Annotated in this window: 9 protein-coding genes; 7 read left to right on the forward strand and 2 right to left on the reverse strand. The window is 59.4% G+C overall.

Annotated elements, in window-relative coordinates:
* Positions 1-326: 326 nt before the first annotated feature.
* Positions 327-1,013: an FRG domain-containing protein gene (locus tag ACILSE_RS22040; protein WP_395719606.1), complete on the reverse strand. Its 687-nt coding sequence runs from the start codon at positions 1,011-1,013 to the stop codon at positions 327-329.
* Positions 1,014-1,108: 95 nt separating this feature from the next.
* Here ACILSE_RS22040 and ACILSE_RS22045 point away from each other — a divergent pair, with 95 nt between their 5' ends.
* The 3 genes from ACILSE_RS22045 (at position 1,109) to ACILSE_RS22055 (ending at position 6,520) form a co-directional block, all read left to right on the forward strand.
* Entirely contained in the window at positions 1,109-2,107 is a 999-nt protein-coding gene (locus ACILSE_RS22045; protein WP_395719607.1) for a tetratricopeptide repeat protein, read from the forward strand.
* A 171-nt stretch (positions 2,108-2,278) separates the two neighbouring features.
* Complete coding sequence (locus tag ACILSE_RS22050) at positions 2,279-4,915, forward strand: c-type cytochrome (RefSeq protein WP_395719608.1); 2,637 nt, start codon at positions 2,279-2,281, stop codon at positions 4,913-4,915.
* A gap of 237 nt (positions 4,916-5,152) precedes the next feature.
* The gene (locus ACILSE_RS22055; protein WP_395719609.1) at positions 5,153-6,520 is read left to right on the forward strand and encodes a sulfatase-like hydrolase/transferase; all 1,368 of its coding nucleotides are present in this window, start codon (positions 5,153-5,155) and stop codon (positions 6,518-6,520) included.
* A 7-nt stretch (positions 6,521-6,527) separates the two neighbouring features.
* Here the strand turns inward: ACILSE_RS22055 and ACILSE_RS22060 are convergent, their stop codons facing one another.
* Positions 6,528-7,664 (reverse strand): M20 family metallopeptidase, encoded by a 1,137-nt coding sequence (locus tag ACILSE_RS22060; protein WP_395719610.1) that lies wholly within the window; start codon positions 7,662-7,664, stop codon positions 6,528-6,530.
* On the opposite strand from ACILSE_RS22060, the gene ACILSE_RS22065 reads away from it, so the two are divergent.
* From ACILSE_RS22065 to ACILSE_RS22080, 4 genes are all read left to right on the forward strand, one after another.
* Positions 7,663-10,500 (forward strand): PSD1 and planctomycete cytochrome C domain-containing protein, encoded by a 2,838-nt coding sequence (locus tag ACILSE_RS22065; RefSeq protein ID WP_395719611.1) that lies wholly within the window; start codon positions 7,663-7,665, stop codon positions 10,498-10,500. The two genes, ACILSE_RS22060 and ACILSE_RS22065, sit on opposite strands and share 2 nt — an antisense overlap.
* 73 nt (positions 10,501-10,573) lie before the next feature.
* A complete protein-coding gene (chrA, locus tag ACILSE_RS22070) occupies positions 10,574-11,845 on the forward strand; it encodes a chromate efflux transporter (protein ID WP_395719612.1) in 1,272 nt (423 codons plus the stop codon).
* An 82-nt stretch (positions 11,846-11,927) separates the two neighbouring features.
* Positions 11,928-15,026: an efflux RND transporter permease subunit gene (locus ACILSE_RS22075; RefSeq protein ID WP_395719613.1), complete on the forward strand. Its 3,099-nt coding sequence runs from the start codon at positions 11,928-11,930 to the stop codon at positions 15,024-15,026.
* A gap of 67 nt (positions 15,027-15,093) precedes the next feature.
* Positions 15,094-16,128 carry an efflux RND transporter periplasmic adaptor subunit gene (locus ACILSE_RS22080; RefSeq protein WP_395719614.1) on the forward strand — a complete coding sequence of 345 codons (1,035 nt, stop codon included), beginning with the start codon at positions 15,094-15,096 and terminating at the stop codon, positions 16,126-16,128.
* Positions 16,129-16,263 lie beyond the last annotated feature (135 nt).

Below are 16,263 nucleotides of genomic sequence, written 5' to 3' on the forward strand. Positions count from 1 at the left end.
GAAAAGATCAAACGCATGCGACGCGTGGCCACCCGGTATGACAAAACCGATGTTTCATTCATGGCTTTTGTCCTTCTTGCCATCTGCACTTTATCCCTCAGAAACCAATTTTAAAACACGCCCTAGTGATACGACGTTGTCTGAAATGAGTGAAATAAAAGCGAAAGTGCTCTGCTCCTCCCGAGCGACACCATTGTAGATTGGCATTTGGACTTATTGCTTGTGAAAATCTCGGAGAATTTGAACTGGATGGATCTTACTATCGTTCCATCGATAGAGACATCGTAGATCGGCACAAAAGAGCGTTTTACAAATGGCGTTCGGCGCTAAAGGAGATCTGGAAACTGATCGAATAGCGCTTGGTCATCTAAACCGTGGATCAATGTGTCCTTTAAATCTTCGCAGATACCAGTAAGGCCAGGAAAGAGATGTGAGTGCGTGACACCCATGGTCGCAAGCTCCCTGCGGATCGATTCTTTTAGTTTTTTGGGCACAGCCACCTTCTTAACTGGGTCGATTTTCAGGCCCTCATTTGGTTCTGGGCACACTATGAAGCAACCCGATTGCCCAGTGATTCTCCCGCAGTAGTGCGGCGGGTGATAAACAAAAGGATCTTTCACGGTGAAAATGTCACTTTTTCCTGGGCTTTTAAACACTTTGGAAGTGGCATCCACAATAATGATCTCGCCGTCTTCTTCTTGACCTGGGTCAGAAGCAAAAAACAGTGCCACCAGCGGATTGGATGTGAAATCGAGCAATCGAGTTGGACAGCCGTAATGCTGCATCAAGCAAAGCCAATCCAAAGACTTCTTTGGCTTACTTGTAATGTAAGGGATGCTCCGCTTTCTGAAATGCTCCAAGGCACGCCGTTCTTTCTCAAGCACCTTACTCCATTCACCTTGGTAGGTTCTCCCGATCGCCGGTTTCATTTTATCGATTGTAGCTCCGTGACCCCGCATCAACGTATTCTGACAACGGCCGACCTCGTTCAAGATTTTGGGAGTGTGTGTCATGTTGCAGGTCGGTTTTGGAGTTACTTATCTGGCTTTCAAAACAAGCCTCCCGCTCTAGTTGTCTAGATTTGCCCAAGCACTAATATTTATCTCTCATGTTCAAACACCTTTTTTCGGGCCACAATGATGCTGCGCTATACAGTAAGATCTGCGTCACTCTTTTGCGGGATTTTGGCGTCGATCTGAAGATTGTTGAGAGAGCGGTCGGCCAGTCTTTGATGGTTGTCTGTGGTGCATTCAGGCAGTCTGAACTGAACCCTGAATCAGTCGCCATTATAATTTTATCCAAGATACTGGTCATCATGAAGGACAACCCAGCATTGTTTGTTCTCATACCAGTCAGGGACCAGGCATGGGTCGATCAGGCGTTGAATTACGGTCGGTGTCGACTGGTTGTAAGCAGTGAGTTGAAGCATTTTTTATATGATCTTGCATATGTCTCGTCCCCAAGCACCGAGAGCGCACTGGATAAGGCTTTTCGCTGGTTTGAGGATGCTGCTTTAAAGGGCAATTCTTCAGGCCAAACTTGTCTAGGACTGTGTTATGAGTTTGGCCAAGGAACAGAGCCTAATGTCATCAATGCCATAAAACTTTACCGCAAAGCGGCAGAGCAAGGCGATAGCACGGCCCTGTGCCGTCTGGGAAGTTGCTACGCATCAGGATCTGGAGTCACGAAAGATTTTGCCGAAGCAACTCGGTGGTTCCGCAAGGCTGCAGACGCAGGGAATGCACCCGCTCAAAACAATCTTGCTTGGTGCTACGAAACAGGAAGTGGAGTGCCAAAAGACCTTTTTGAATCCTTCAGGTGGTATCAGAAAGCAGCGAGAAAGATGGATTTAAACGCAATAACAAATCTAGGCCTCTGTTACGAATTTGGAAAAGGCGTGGCCAAAGATTTCAGGGAAGCTGCGCGGTTGTATCGAGAGGCGGCTGAACTAGGCAAAGCCGACGCTCAATACAACCTCGCCGATTGCTACTTGGAAGGGAACGGAGTGCCGAAGGATCGAGCCGAAGCGTTCAAATGGTATCAAATGGCCGCAGACCAAGGCGATGAAGAAGCAATCAAAAAGTTGAATGCTCTTGGGGGATCGTGAGGTTCTGTTCATGCTCCATTGTTTGGTTCATTTCCCGCGAAATTGATAAACATTTTGTTCGCAGTGATGGGCGTTCTCACCGGATCGCTTTCTATTATACTTTTGCTAGATCCGACACAGCTTTTGCTGTCAGGTTTTGACAAAGGTGGGCGTTCAACCACACTACACACCATGAAACGACTGCTTTTCACCTCCCTCCTTCTTTCCGCCCTGGCTTTGCCGTGCTCTTTGATGGCTCAAGACGCCAAGGGGAAGGGAAAAGGCAAAGCCAAGGCCAAACGTCCCGACGCGGTCGGGCCGGCCATCGGGGCGAATGTGGCGACGCCGGTGTCGAACATCAAGACGCTGCCGGATTTCAAGGTGGAGCTCATTTACAGTGTGCCGGGCGGCGAGCAGGGCTCGTGGGTGAATCTGACGACCGATGACAAAGGCCGCATCTACGTGAGCGACCAGTATGGCATGCTCTACCGCTTCAAAGCGCCCGCCGCGGGCCAGACGCTGAGCCAGGGCGACATCGAAAAAGTGCCCGCGGACATCCGCGGCGTGAACGGCATGCTCTTCGCCTTCGGGGCGCTGTATGTCGGCGTGAATGATTACGAGAAAAAGATCCCCAGCGGCGTGTATCGCATCACCGACAGCAACAGCGATGACATGCCCGACAAGGTCGAGATGCTGCGCGAGTTCGACGCGGGCAGCGATCACGGTGTGCATGCCATTTTGAAAACACCGGATGGCAAGGGCCTGCACCTCATCAGCGGCAACAACGCCGTGCTCAAAGAAGGCCCGAAGGCCGGCACGCCGGACAGCTCGCCCGTGGCGAAGCTTTGGGGCGATGACCATCTGCTGCCGCGCATGCCGGACGGTCGCGGCCACAACCGCCACGTCATGGCTCCTGGCGGCATCGTGTATCGCTTCACGCCGGATGGAAAGACCTTCGAGATCTTCGCCAGCGGCTTTCGCAACATCTACGATGGCGGCGTGAATCGCGATGGCGAGCTGTTCGTGTACGACGCGGACATGGAGTATGACTTCAACACATCGTGGTATCGCCCCACGCGCATCAACCACGTCGTCAGCGGCGCGGAGTTCGGCTGGCGCAACGGCGCGGGCAAGTATCCCGAGTTCTACATCGACAACCTGCCCGCCACTTTGAACATCGGCCCCGGCTCGCCCACCGGCTGCACCTTTGGCTACGGCGCGAAGTTCCCCGCGAAATACCAAGAGGCCTTTTACGCGCTCGACTGGAGCTGGGGCAAAATCTACGCCGTGCATCTGAAGCCCAATGGCAGCACCTACACCGCCACGAAGGAAGAATTCGTCACCGGCGGCCCGCTGCCCGTCAGCGATGCGATCATCGGCAAAGACGGCGCGATGTATTTCACCATCGGCGGTCGTCGGGTACAGAGCGGGCTGTATCGGGTGAGTTATGTGGGCAAAGAAAGCACCGCGCTGTCAGACAAGTCCGACCAGTCCGACGAGTCGGACAAAGCAGTGGCAGTGCGCCACTCCCTCGAAGCTTTCCACGGCAAACAAGACCCCCAAGCCGTCTCCACCGCCTGGCCGCACCTCAACAGCACTGACCGCTATGTTCGCGCCGCCGCCCGCACCGCGTTGGAGCATCAGCCGCTCGCCGAATGGCAGGACAAAGCGCTCGCCGAAACAAACGTCACCGCGCAGCTCGAAGCGCTGCTCGCTTTCACACGCCGCACGGGCGTTTGTCCGACTCATCGGACCTATCCGTCCTATCAGATCGATGGGAAGTCCCGCGATGCCATCCTCGCCGCGCTGTTGAAGCACGACTTCGCCAAGCTCACGCAGGAGCAAAAGCTCGGCTACGTGCGCCTCATCGAGATCGTGTTGCACCGCTTCGGCAATCCCGACGACGCCACCGTCGCCGCGATCATCGCGAAGCTCGATCCCGCGTATCCGGCGGACAACTTCGAGCTCAACTGGCTGCTCACCGAAATACTCGCCTACCTGCAGGCACCGAATGCCGCCGCGAAAGGCATGGCTCTCATCGCTGCTGCCGAGAGCCAGGAGCCGCAGATCGAGTATGCGCGCAGCCTGCGCTTCCTCAAAGCTGGCTGGACGCCCGAACTGCGCACGCAGCAGCTCGAGTTCTTCCTCAAAGCCGCGAACTACAAAGGCGGGGCCAGCTTCGACAAGTTCCTCGAATTCATCCGCAATGACAGCCTCGCCACCTTCACCGACGCCGAGAAAACGCAGTTCGCCGAACTCATCGCGAAGAAGCCCGAGCGCAAAACCGCCATCGAAAACGTCGGCGCGATGTTTGTGGGCCGCACGCCCACGATGTGGACGCTCGACGAGCTCAGCGCCGCCGCAAAGGACGGCATGAAAGGCCGCAGCTATGACAACGGCCGGAAGATGTTCAGCGCCGCCGCCTGCTACACCTGCCACCGCTTTGGCAACGCCGGCGGCATGACCGGCCCCGACCTCACCGGCGCCGGCGGTCGCTACAGCCCGCACGACCTGCTCGATCAAATCATCAACCCCAGCAAGGAGATCAACGAGCAGTTCGCCCCCATCGTCGTCACCAAGAACGACGGCACGATCATGAGCGGCGTCGTGGTGAACCTCAGCGGCGACGGCGTCACCCTCAACACCGACCTGACCGACCCCAATCAGCGCGTAAACGTCGATCGCAAAGAAGTGAAGAGCATCGAACTCAGCAAAGTCTCCCCCATGCCCCCGATGCTCCTCGCCATGCTCAAGAAAGACGAGATCCTCGACCTCCTCGCCTACGTCCTCAGCGGCGGAAACAAGGAGCACGCGATGTTTGCGAAGTGAGGCTTCGTTGAGCGCGACAGCGTCGTGGAGTGCGGTGGCAAAGGGGCAAGGCGCAAGCCGCTTGCCCCGCCGACACCGCTTTCGAGCGCTGAAGCATGATCTTCGGCCTTTGCGCACCGTCCGGCATGCCAAAGCGGTGTCGCGCCAAGGCTTCCCACCGCACTCCACGACGCTATCGCGCCATCCGTCATTTTTTCGGCATATCCAGCTACCTGCTTCGTTAACGCTTACCCAACCATGAAACGCCTCTTTCTCCTCCTCGCCTTCTGCCCTTCGCTCTTCGCGGCACAGCCGAATGTGCTTGTGATCATCGCCGACGATCTCGGCTATGCGGACATTGGTGTGCATGGCGGGGCTGAGGTGCCGACGCCGAATATTGATGCGCTGGCGGCTTCCGGAGTGCGCTGCACGAGCGGGTATGTGTCCGCGCCGTATTGCAGTCCTTCGCGGGCGGGCTTTTTGACCGGGAAGGCGGCGACGCGGTTCGGGCATGAGTTCAATCCGCATGTGGGCGATGAGGCAAAGCTCGGGCTGCCGCTGGACCAGCGCACGATCGCGAATGTGATGCACGACGCGGGCTATGCGACGGCCTTGGTCGGAAAATGGCACCAAGGATTCGATGCGGCGCATCATCCGCAGTCGCGCGGGTTTGATGAATACTTCGGCTTCCTCGTCGGCGGGCACAATTTCCTGCTACACAAGGACGCGGAGCCGAAATTCGGCACGGCGCACTCGCACGATCTCATCTATCGCGGTCGCGAGCCGCAGAAGCTCGATGGCTACACGACGGATCTGTTCACGGACGAGGCCTTGAGCTTCATGAATCGCCACAGCGGCAAGCCGTGGTTTCTTTATCTGGCCTACAACGCCGTCCACACTCCGCTGGAGATCGTGGAGAAGCACCAAAGCCGCCTTCCGGCCGTGGTGAAGACCCCTGGGCGGCGTGGATACCTCTCGCTGCTGCTCGGACTCGATGACACCATCGGCCGCATCACGGCCGAACTCAAAGCGAAGCATCCGAACACGCTCGTGTTCTTCTTCAGCGACAACGGCGGCAGCGGAAAGCGCCCGTTCTTTGCCACGAACACCGGCATCAACACACCCCTGCGCGGCGACAAAGGCCAGACGCTCGAAGGCGGCATCCGCGTGCCCTTTTTCGTGAGCTGGACCGGTCAACTGCCCGCCGGAAAAGTCTATGACCAGCCGTTGAGCGCACTCGACGTGTTGCCGACGGCCGCGAGTGTGGCAGGAACGAAAGCGCCCGAAGGAATCGAAGGCGTGAACCTCCTCCCGCACCTCAAAAGCGAAAAAGCCGACGCGCCGCATGAATCACTCGCGTGGCGCTTCGGGCCGCAAAAGGCGATTCGCCGCGGAAAATGGAAACTCGTCGATTTCCGTGACTTTGAGGCCAAAACGCAGTCCGGGTGGCAGCTCTTCGATTTGCACGCTGATGTCGGTGAGACGAAAAATCTCGCCGCGGAGCATCCACAGCTCGTCGCGGAGCTTTCGAAGGCTTGGGACGACTGGAATGCCAAAAACGTGGCTCCGCTCTGGCCCGGCACGCCGAATGAAGACCCGAAGCCTGCTGTAAAAAAGGCAGACTGACGGTGACTCACACAAAACGCCGAGCGATCTGCATGTAGAAGGCCTGCGCGGCCTCCACCTCGGCGCATTCGACGTATTCGACCGCGGCATGCGCCTGATCGATGCTGCCGGGGCCGAAAAGGATCGTCGGAATGCCGAGACGCGAGAACTTACTCGCATCGCTGCCAAACGGCACACCGCTGACACCATTTTCGCGATTCATCCCATGCAACACATCACGTGCGATCTGCACCAGCGACGCGTTGGCATCGGTTTGAAGCGACCAGTCCTGCAGCATGGGCTTTTCCATCTCCGCAATGACGTCTGGATGCTGTTTCATCAGTTCATCGAGGATCGACTGATAATGCGCGAGAACGTCTTCGACTTCTTCTCCGGGCAGTAAACGTCGATCGATCTCGATCACGGCTTCATCGGGCACGAAATTGACCTGTACGCCGCCGTGGATGACTCCCACGTTGCACGTCGCCGGCCCGAGTAGCGGATGAGCTGCTTTTTGCAGGCGCTCGTGATCCTCCCGCAAGGCCAGCACGACACGTGACATCGCCGTGATCGCGTTGATGCCAAGATGCGGCTTCGAACTGTGCGCGGCTTTTCCTTTCGTACGAATGCGCCAGCGCAGGACGCCCTTGCTGGCGATCACACATTTGAATTCGGTAGGTTCTGCCACCACGGCGGCAGCCGCTTTGAGGCCTTCGCATAGCTTGACCACGCCACGGAATGAAAACTCCTCATCCACCACGGCTGCGAGCCAGAGCTCGCAGGGCGGCGACTCACCGCTTGCATGAATGTCCGCCACAGCGTGCATCATCGCGGCCAGACCGGCCTTGTCATCGACGGAGCCACGTCCGTGCAGTTTTCCATCGCTAACAACCGGATCAAACGGGTCAATCGACATGCCTTTGATCGAAACCGTGTCCATGTGCGCCTCGAACACGATGCGGCGCGACGAATCGCGGCCCGGGACGCGGGCGATGACGTTGTTGCGGCTCGGAAACACCTCCTGCTCCCACACTTCAATGCCACGTTGCTCAAAGAACCGTCGCACATACGCCGCCACATCTTTTTCACCCGGCCCGCCTTCGTACGAGCTGTTGATGCTATTGATGCGCACGAGGTCGGCGAGGGTTTGAAGCACGGGAGACATGACGCAGCCTAGCCGTGCAGGCCCTGACGGCAAGAAGGGCCGCTTCATGCCGTATTTTTTGCAGCTCATGAAGGCATCTGGTTTCATCGCTCTCGCCATCGCGCTGCACACAAGCAGCGCGATGGGTGCGCCTGCGGACGACTCTAAGATCGCCTTCTTCGAAAAGACCATCCGGCCTATCCTCATCAATCGCTGCTACGAGTGCCACTCCATGGAGTCTGGCAAAAGCAAGGGCGGCCTGCTGATGGATTCGCGTGACGCCATCCTCAAAGGTGGCGACAACGGCCCCGCGCTCGTTGCCGGAGATCCAGAAAAGAGCCGCATCATCGAGTCCGTCCGTTATCACAATCAGGATCTGCAAATGCCTCCTAAGGGCGCGATGCCCGCCGCCGAGGTAAGGGCGCTCGAAGAATGGGTGAAAATGGGCGCACCTGATCCGCGCGAAGCCGTCGCAGATGCCAAACAGCATGCCCCGCGTGTGATTGACATCGCAGAAGGCAGCAAGCACTGGGCCTTCCGCCCGATTGCGAAACCAACCGTGCCTAGCGTGAAGGCGGAAAACCCGATTGACGCCTTCGTCATAAAGAAGCTCGCGGAAAAAGGCCTCACGCTCGCCGCGCCTGCGGACAAGCGCACGCTCATCCGCCGCGCCACCTTCGATCTCACCGGCCTGCCGCCCACGCCCGCAGACGTGGATGCCTTTCTCGCTGACAACTCACCTGATGCTTTTGCCAAAGTCGTGGATCGTCTGCTGCGCTCGCCGCATTACGGTGAGAAGTGGGGTCGCCACTGGCTGGATGTCGCACGCTACTCCGATTCTAACGGCCTTGATGAAAATATCGCGCTCGGCACGGCCTGGCGTTACCGCGACTACGTTGTGAGGTCGTTCAACGCGGACAAACCGTTCGACGAATTCCTCACCGAGCAGCTCGCGGGTGATCTTTTGGAGTCTAAGGACATTCCCACGCGTCATGAGCGCATCACCGCCACCGCGTTCCTCAATCTCGGGGCAAAAGTGCTCGCCGAGCCGGACAAGGACAAGCTCGCCATGGATGTCATCGATGAGCAGATCGACGTCATGGGCCGCGCCTTCATGGGGATGACGCTCGGCTGTGTGCGCTGTCATGATCACAAGTTCGATCCCATCCCGCAGACTGACTACTACGCGTTGGCGGCCATTTTCAAAAGCACACAAAGCTTCAGTGTGGACCGTATCGGCGCGCTGAGCACCGCGTATGAGGCGCCGATGGGATCGCTTGATGACTTTGCGGCAGTGAAATCGACCGAGCGCATCCTCAAAGATCAAAAAGCCGCCGTCGCCAAAGCGGAGGCCGAGGCCAACGCGGAGCTGCGCAAAGAAATCCGCGAGCATGCGGTCGATTACCTCATGGCGGCATGCGAGCTGCCGAGCGCGCCCACCTTGAGCCAGACGAAGCCAGTCGCCGAAAAGCACGGCCTGCGCGCGCACATTCTGCTGAACTGCCGCGTTTATCTGGCCGCGAACGAGTCGAACGCCCTGTTCAAGCCCTGGCAGGAGGCGGTCAAAACCTCCGGCAACGCACTGGGTCTCCGTCCTTACTATACCGCCATCTTCAATGCGGCGGCGAAGATCAAGGTCGGCCCGAAGGACAAGGTGGATGACTCGCTGCTGCATCAGGCCCGCGCTGAGCTGGACAAAACAGCAGGCTTCCTCGCCCTGCCGCCGGAACCCATTGTGCTGTATCCGAAGGAGGTCGCCGAAAAGGTACGCGCCCTGATGGACACGATGATGACCACGGAGAGCAACCTCCCAGACCTGCCCACCACGCTGGCGGTGTCCGAGGCTCCAAAGGTCTTCCAGGAGCTGCCCGTACACATCCGCGGCAATCACCTCGCGCTCGGGAAGCCGGTTCCGCGTGGTGTCCTCCAGGTCGTCCAGGCGTCGCTCAAAAGTCTGCCAAAGTTCCCCGAGCGTCAAAGCGGTCGTCTTGAACTCGCACGCTGGCTTGCCAGCGCGGAGCATCCGCTAACTTCACGGGTCATTGCCAACCGCATCTGGTCCTGGCATTTCAACCAGGGCATCGTCCCCACCACGGATAACTTTGGCCTCCTCGGCCAGAAACCCACGCATCCCGAGTTGCTCGACTGGCTCGCACGCTGGTTCACGGCGAACGGATGGAGCTTCAAGGATATGCACCGGCTCATCATGAGCTCACGGACTTACCAGCAAAGCTCAGCCGTCCGTTCGGAAGCAGCGCTGAGCGATCCCGAAAATTTATTGCTGCATCACTTCCCCGTGCGTCGTCTGGAGGCCGAGGAAATCCGTGACGCGCTGCTGCATGTGGCAGGCAGCCTCGACACCACCTTCGGCGGCAAGACAATCCCGCGTCGCAACCGCGAGTTCGTCTTCAACCACACCTCGAAGGATTTCACCACCTATGGCAGCACACGGCGCGCGCTCTACCTGCCCATCATCCGCAACAACCTCTACGACCTCTTCCAGCAGTTCGATTATCCCGATCCTGCGACTTCAACCGGCCTGCGCAACAGCTCCGTGGTCTCTCCTCAGGCGCTGCTCCTCATGAACAGCGATCTCGCCACCGACGCGGCGAGCTCCTTTGCCCGCCGCCTAGCCGGCCTCACCAGGGACCACCTTGAGCGCATCCGCACCGCCCACCGTCTCGCCTTCGCCCGGGAAGCCAGCGAGGACGATCTACGCCGCGCTCAGAACTATCTCATCACCACCAACGCCGCGCTCAACTCAAGCCAGCAGGACTCCGGCAAACGCGATCTGCAATCCTGGGCGCTGCTTTGCCAGGCGCTCATGATGAGCAACGAGTTCATCTACTTGCGCTGAGAGCTTAAGCCGTTGAAAGGGCGTTAATCTTTGGCATGACATCGGCATGAATCAGCATGGAGAGCGTTCGCTCATGCCCACTTTTGCCCAGGCCTTCCGCTACTGGATGAAGCTCGGCTTCATCAGCTTCGGCGGCCCGGCGGGGCAGATCGCCATCATGCACAAGGAGCTCGTCGAGAAGCGCCGCTGGATCAGTGACTCGCACTTTCTCCATGCGCTGAACTTCTGCATGCTGCTCCCCGGCCCGGAGGCGCAGCAGCTCGCCACCTATCTTGGCTGGCGCTTGCACGGTGCGAAGGGAGGCATCGCGGCGGGGGCGTTGTTCGTGCTGCCGTCGGTGTTCATCCTCTTCGGCCTGAGCTGGCTTTACATGGCTGGAGGGCATTTACCTTGGTTGGCAGCCATTTTCCATGGCCTGCTCGCTGCCGTGATCGCCGTCGTGGCGGAGGCCGTGGTGCGCATCGGCAAAAAAGCGCTCAAAACGCCCGCGCTGTGGTGTCTCACCACCGCCAGCTTCACAGCGATCTATTTTTTCCACGTCTCCTTCGTGCTCATCATCCTCGTGGCGGCGCTGCTCGGCTATTTCGGCCCGCGCCGCCAGTTCCCTGCTGGGAAAGCCCACGGCGACGCCAAACTCACCGACGCCATCGAACTGCCCCCCGCACCGCAGGCGACGTGGACACGCACCCTGCTTGTCAGCACCATCTGCCTCACGCTTTGGTGGCTGCCTGTCTTCGCCATCGCCGCCTGGCTCGGCTGGGGCAGCACGCAGGCGCAGCAGGGCCTGTTCTTTAGCAAAGCCGCGCTCGTGACCTTCGGCGGAGCCTACGCCGTGCTGCCGTATGTCGCCCAACAGGCCGTCGAGACTCACGGCTGGCTTTCGCATCCGCAGATGATGAGCGGACTCGCCCTCGCTGAGACCACGCCCGGCCCGCTGATCATGGTCCTGCAATTCGTCGGCTTCGTCGGCGGCTGGCAGCATCCCGGCGTCCTGAGTCCTCTCGCCGGAGCCACGCTCGGAGCTGCCATCACGACTTGGGTCACCTTCCTGCCCTGCTTCCTCTTCGTCTTCCTCGGTGCCCCACACATCGAGAAACTCGGCCAGCAACCCAAACTCAGCGCCGCACTCACCGCCATCACCGCAGCCGTTGTCGGCGTCATCCTCAATCTCGGCGTCAAATTCACTCAAGATGCTCTTTGGTCGAAAAGCGGTCCCTTAGACCTCCCCGTGGCCGTTTTCGCCATCGCCGCCTTCATTGCCATCCAGCGTTTCAAAATCGGCCTCATGCCGGTGATCGGCGTCTGTGCGGCTTTGGGGCTCGCGAAACATCTCCTTCTCGACTGAAATCACCTGCAAGACGCCTGTCTTCTGCCAGTTAAAACCTCCGCCTTCGTCATTCGCCACTCTGGTTTCGTCATTGCTTCGCATGTCCCTCCCCCGCCTCGCCCTTCGCCATCCTTACGCCATCCTCGTCGCGGTCATCGCGATCTTGCTGGGTGCCTGGCAGGCGAAGGAAAAAATGGCGCGCGATGTCTTCCCGCCGCTCGGCATTCCCACGATCTACGTCGCGCAGCCGTATGGCGGCATGGATGCGGCGCAGATGGAGGGTTACCTCACCTACTACTACGAGTATCACTTCCTCTACATCGCGGGCATCGAGCACGTGGAGTCGAAGAACATCCAGGGAGCCTCCATCATGAAGCTCCAGTTCCATCCCGGCACCGACATGTCCGCCGCGCTTTCGGAAACCATCGCGTATGTGAACCGCAGCCGCAGCTTCATGCCGCCGGGCACGCCGGGAGCCTTCGTGACGCGCTTTGATGCCGGCAGCGTGCCGGTGGGCAATCTCGTCTTCTCCACGGAGAATCCCACGCGCACCGTCGGCCAGATGCAAGATGCCGCGCTGAACATGGTGCGCCCTTTGTTTGCCACGCTGCCCGGCGTTTCGGCCCCGCCGCCCTTCGGTGGCAGTGCTCGCACCATTTTGATCAATGTGAAGCCCGACCGCCTCCGCGCTTACGGCTTGTCACCCGACGACGTCGTCAAAGCAATGACGGAAGCGAACACGATGAGCCCCAGCGGCAATCTCGCGCTGCCCAACAGCTATCCCATCGTGCCGACGAATGCCGTCGTGAAAAACATCCAGGACCTCGCCGCCGTGCCGCTGAAGGTCACCGATAAAGGCGCGGTCTATGTGCGCGACATCGGCGAGGTCAGCGACGGCAGCGACCTCACCACCAGCATCGCCATCGTGAACGGCAAACGCACCGTGTACATGCCCGTCACGAAGCGCAGCGATGCCTCCACGCTCAGCGTCGTCGAGTTGGTGAAGGCCAACATCCCCAAATTCAAAGCCGCCTGCCCCGAGGACATCAACGTCACCTTCGAGTTCGACCAAAGCCCGTGGATCATCCGCGCCATCGAGGATCTCGTCAAAGAAGGCCTGCTCGGCGCCGCTCTCACCGGCCTGATGGTGCTCATCTTCCTGCGTGATCTACGTAGCGCCTTCATCGTCATCCTGAACATCCCCGTCGCCCTCGCCGCGTCGCTGCTCGCGCTGTGGATCACCGGTTCCACCGTCAATCTGATGACGCTCGGCGGACTCGCCCTCGCCGTCGGCATCCTCGTCGATGAAGCCACCGTCGAGATCGAAAACATCCACCGCCGCATGAAACAAAGTGGTGCGGGCACTCTTGCCCGCATTGTCTTGGACGCTTCCGAGGAAACCATCGGCCCGCGCAGCCTCTCGATGCTCTGCATCCTCGCCGTGTTTGTGCCGAGTTTTTTTATGACCGGAGCCGCGAAGGCCCTGTTCCTGCCGCTTTCGCTCGCCGTGGGCTTTTCGATGATCGCTTCGTATCTGCTCTCCAGCACGCTCGTGCCCATTTTGAGCATCTGGTGGCATCGGGAGCCTCGTCCGACGAGTCAGACTAGTCCGACCCGTCCGACTGCACTGCGTTATCTCTTCCTCCCCAGCATCTCCACACGCCACCTCCTCGTCCCCGCCTACCTCGCCGGCACCATCTTCGCCATCACGCTCTTCCTTCCGTTCCTCGGCACCGAGATCTTCCCACAAATCGACGCCGGACAGCTACAACTCCGTCTTCGCGCCCCCACCGCCACGCGACTCGAAACCACCGAGCAGATCGCGCAACGCGTGCTCACCATCCTCGGAGAAGAGGCCGCCATCGCCACCAGCATGGGCCTCGTCGGCGTGCATGCGCCGAATTACCCCGTCAATCTCATCCACCAATGGAACAGCGGCCCGGAGGAGGCCACGCTGCAAATCCAACTCAAAGAAGACGGCAGCCGGATGCCCATCGACGAGCTGCGCGAAAAACTCCGCGCCCGCTTCGCCGCGGAGTTTCCCGACGTTTCGTTCTCGTTTGAGCCTGCCGAAATCGTCTCGCGCGTCATGTCACTCGGCTCGCCCACGCCCATCGAGGTCGCCGTCAGCGGCAAAGACTTCGCCGCGAGCCGTGCGCACGCCGAAACGCTCCGCACCAAGCTCGCTGAGCTCAAAGACCTGCGGGATGTGCAATTCAGCCAAACACTCGACTACCCCAGCGTCGATGTGAACATCGACCGCGAACGCGCCGGCCTGCTCGGTGTGAAAATGAGCGATGCCACCCGCAGCCTCGTCACCGCCACAGCCAGCAGCCGCTTCACTGTGCCCAATTACTACGCCGATCCCAAAACCGGCCAGAGCATGAGCCTGCAAGTGCAGGTGCCGCAGACGATGATGAAAAGCCTCGAAGACCTGCGCAATCTGCCCGTCAGCAGCGCCAACCAGACCACCGTCCCTCTGCGCAACATCGCCAAAGTCAGCGAAGGCAACGTCATCGGCCAATACGACCGCTACAACATGTCCCGCACCGTTTCGATCATCGCCAACCTGCACGACCAACCGCTCGGAAACGTCGCCAAGCAGGTCGAAAAGATCATCGCGGAGAATCCCGCGCCCACCGGCGTCAACGTCGCCCTACGCGGCCAAGTCCCGCCGATGAAGGAACTGCAAAGCGGCCTGCAAACCGGCCTCATCATCGCCATCGTCACCATCCTGCTGCTGCTCATCGCGAACTTCCAAAGCCTGCGCCTCGCACTCATCGTACTCACCACCATCCCCGCCGCCTTGCTCGGCGTCGTGCTCGCCTTGAAGCTCACCGGCACCACCGTGAACATCCAGAGCTACATGGGCGCCATCATGGCCGTCGGAGTCGCCGTCGCGAACTCCATCCTGCTCGTCACCTTCGCCCACCGCGCCCAGCTCAAAGGCCTGAGCAAACGCGAAGCCGCCCTCGAAAGCGCCACCACCCGCCTGCGCCCCATCCTCATGACTAGCCTCGCCATGATCGCCGGCATGATCCCCATGGCCCTCGCCAAAAGCCAAACCAGCCCCCTCGCCATCGCCACCATCGGCGGCCTGTCTTTGGCAACCGTCGCCACGCTGCTCGTGCTGCCTGCCGTTTATGCGCTGCTGGCGAGCAAGAACGCGAAGGAGGCTTCGCTGGAGCCTGTGGAATGACGAAACCAGAATGATGAATGCCGAATTAAGCCCCAAATCCGAAAACCGAACTCAATCTCTCTCCGCCATGCCCTTCGTCATTCGAGCTTCGTCATTCATTCGTCATTCGCCATTCGTCATTCGTCATTTCGCGCTGGCCCTTCTCGTCACGACATCTGCCCTCGCCCTCGAACTCCCCACCACAAAGCCAGCCACCGGCACCATCCACCGCTGGGTTTCCCTGCCCTCCACGCTCGCGCCTTGGCAGCAATCCACGCTGCATGCCAAAGTCACCGGCTACATCGCCAAAATCACAGTCGATAAGGGCGATGCCGTCAAAGCGGGCCAAGTGCTCGTCACGCTCGAAGTGCCGGAACTTGAGGCCGACATCGCCAAGGCCAAAGCCGAGGTCAAAGCGGCCGAAATCGAGGTGAAACGCCTTCACGAAGCTCGCGCGAAGTCTCCCGACCTCGTCTTGCCGCAGGCCGTCGATGACGCGGAGGCCAAACTCGCCATCGCGAAGGCCAATCTCGAACGCGGCGAGACCCAAACGCAGTTCGCCACGCTCAAAGCGCCCTTCGAAGGCATCATCACCGCCCGCTTCGCCGATCCCGGCTCTCTCGCGACCGCCAACACGACCAAACTCCTCGAAGTCACCGACCTTAGCACGCTGCGCCTGCAAATCCCCGTCACCGAACTCGAAACCGGCCTCGTCACCGTCGGCAAGCCCGTGAAGGCCCAAATCGACGCCGTTGGAGCCACCCCCGTCGAGGCGAGCATCAGCCGCATCGCCTACGCGCTCGATCCCGCCACGCGCACGATGCTTGCGGAAGCCGATTTGAAGAATCCCGACCGCAAACTCCGCCCCGGCATGTATGCGATGACCAAGATAGCCGTCGAAAAGCACGAAGGAGCCACGCTTGTGCCCGTGGGAGCCTTGGTGATGGAAAAGACGAACGGCTTCGTCTTCAAACACGTGGACGGCAAAGCCATGAAAACCGCCGTGAAGCCTGGCTTCAACGATGGAACCAATGTCGAGCTGCCCGAACTGAAAGCGGATGATGTGTTGCTGGTTCCCGGAACGACCGCACTCACCGACAAACAAGCCGTCACCGCTAAATGATGTTGGAGTCTAGGGCGTGTTTTAAAATTGGTTTCTGAGGGATAAAGTGCAGATGGCAAGAAGGACAAAAGCCATGAATGAAACATCGGTTTTGTCATACCGGGTGGCCACGCGTTGCATGCGTTTGATCTTTTC

Origin of the sequence: Prosthecobacter sp. (assembly GCF_044236155.1) — a bacterium.
Lineage (GTDB): Bacteria > Verrucomicrobiota > Verrucomicrobiia > Verrucomicrobiales > Verrucomicrobiaceae > Prosthecobacter.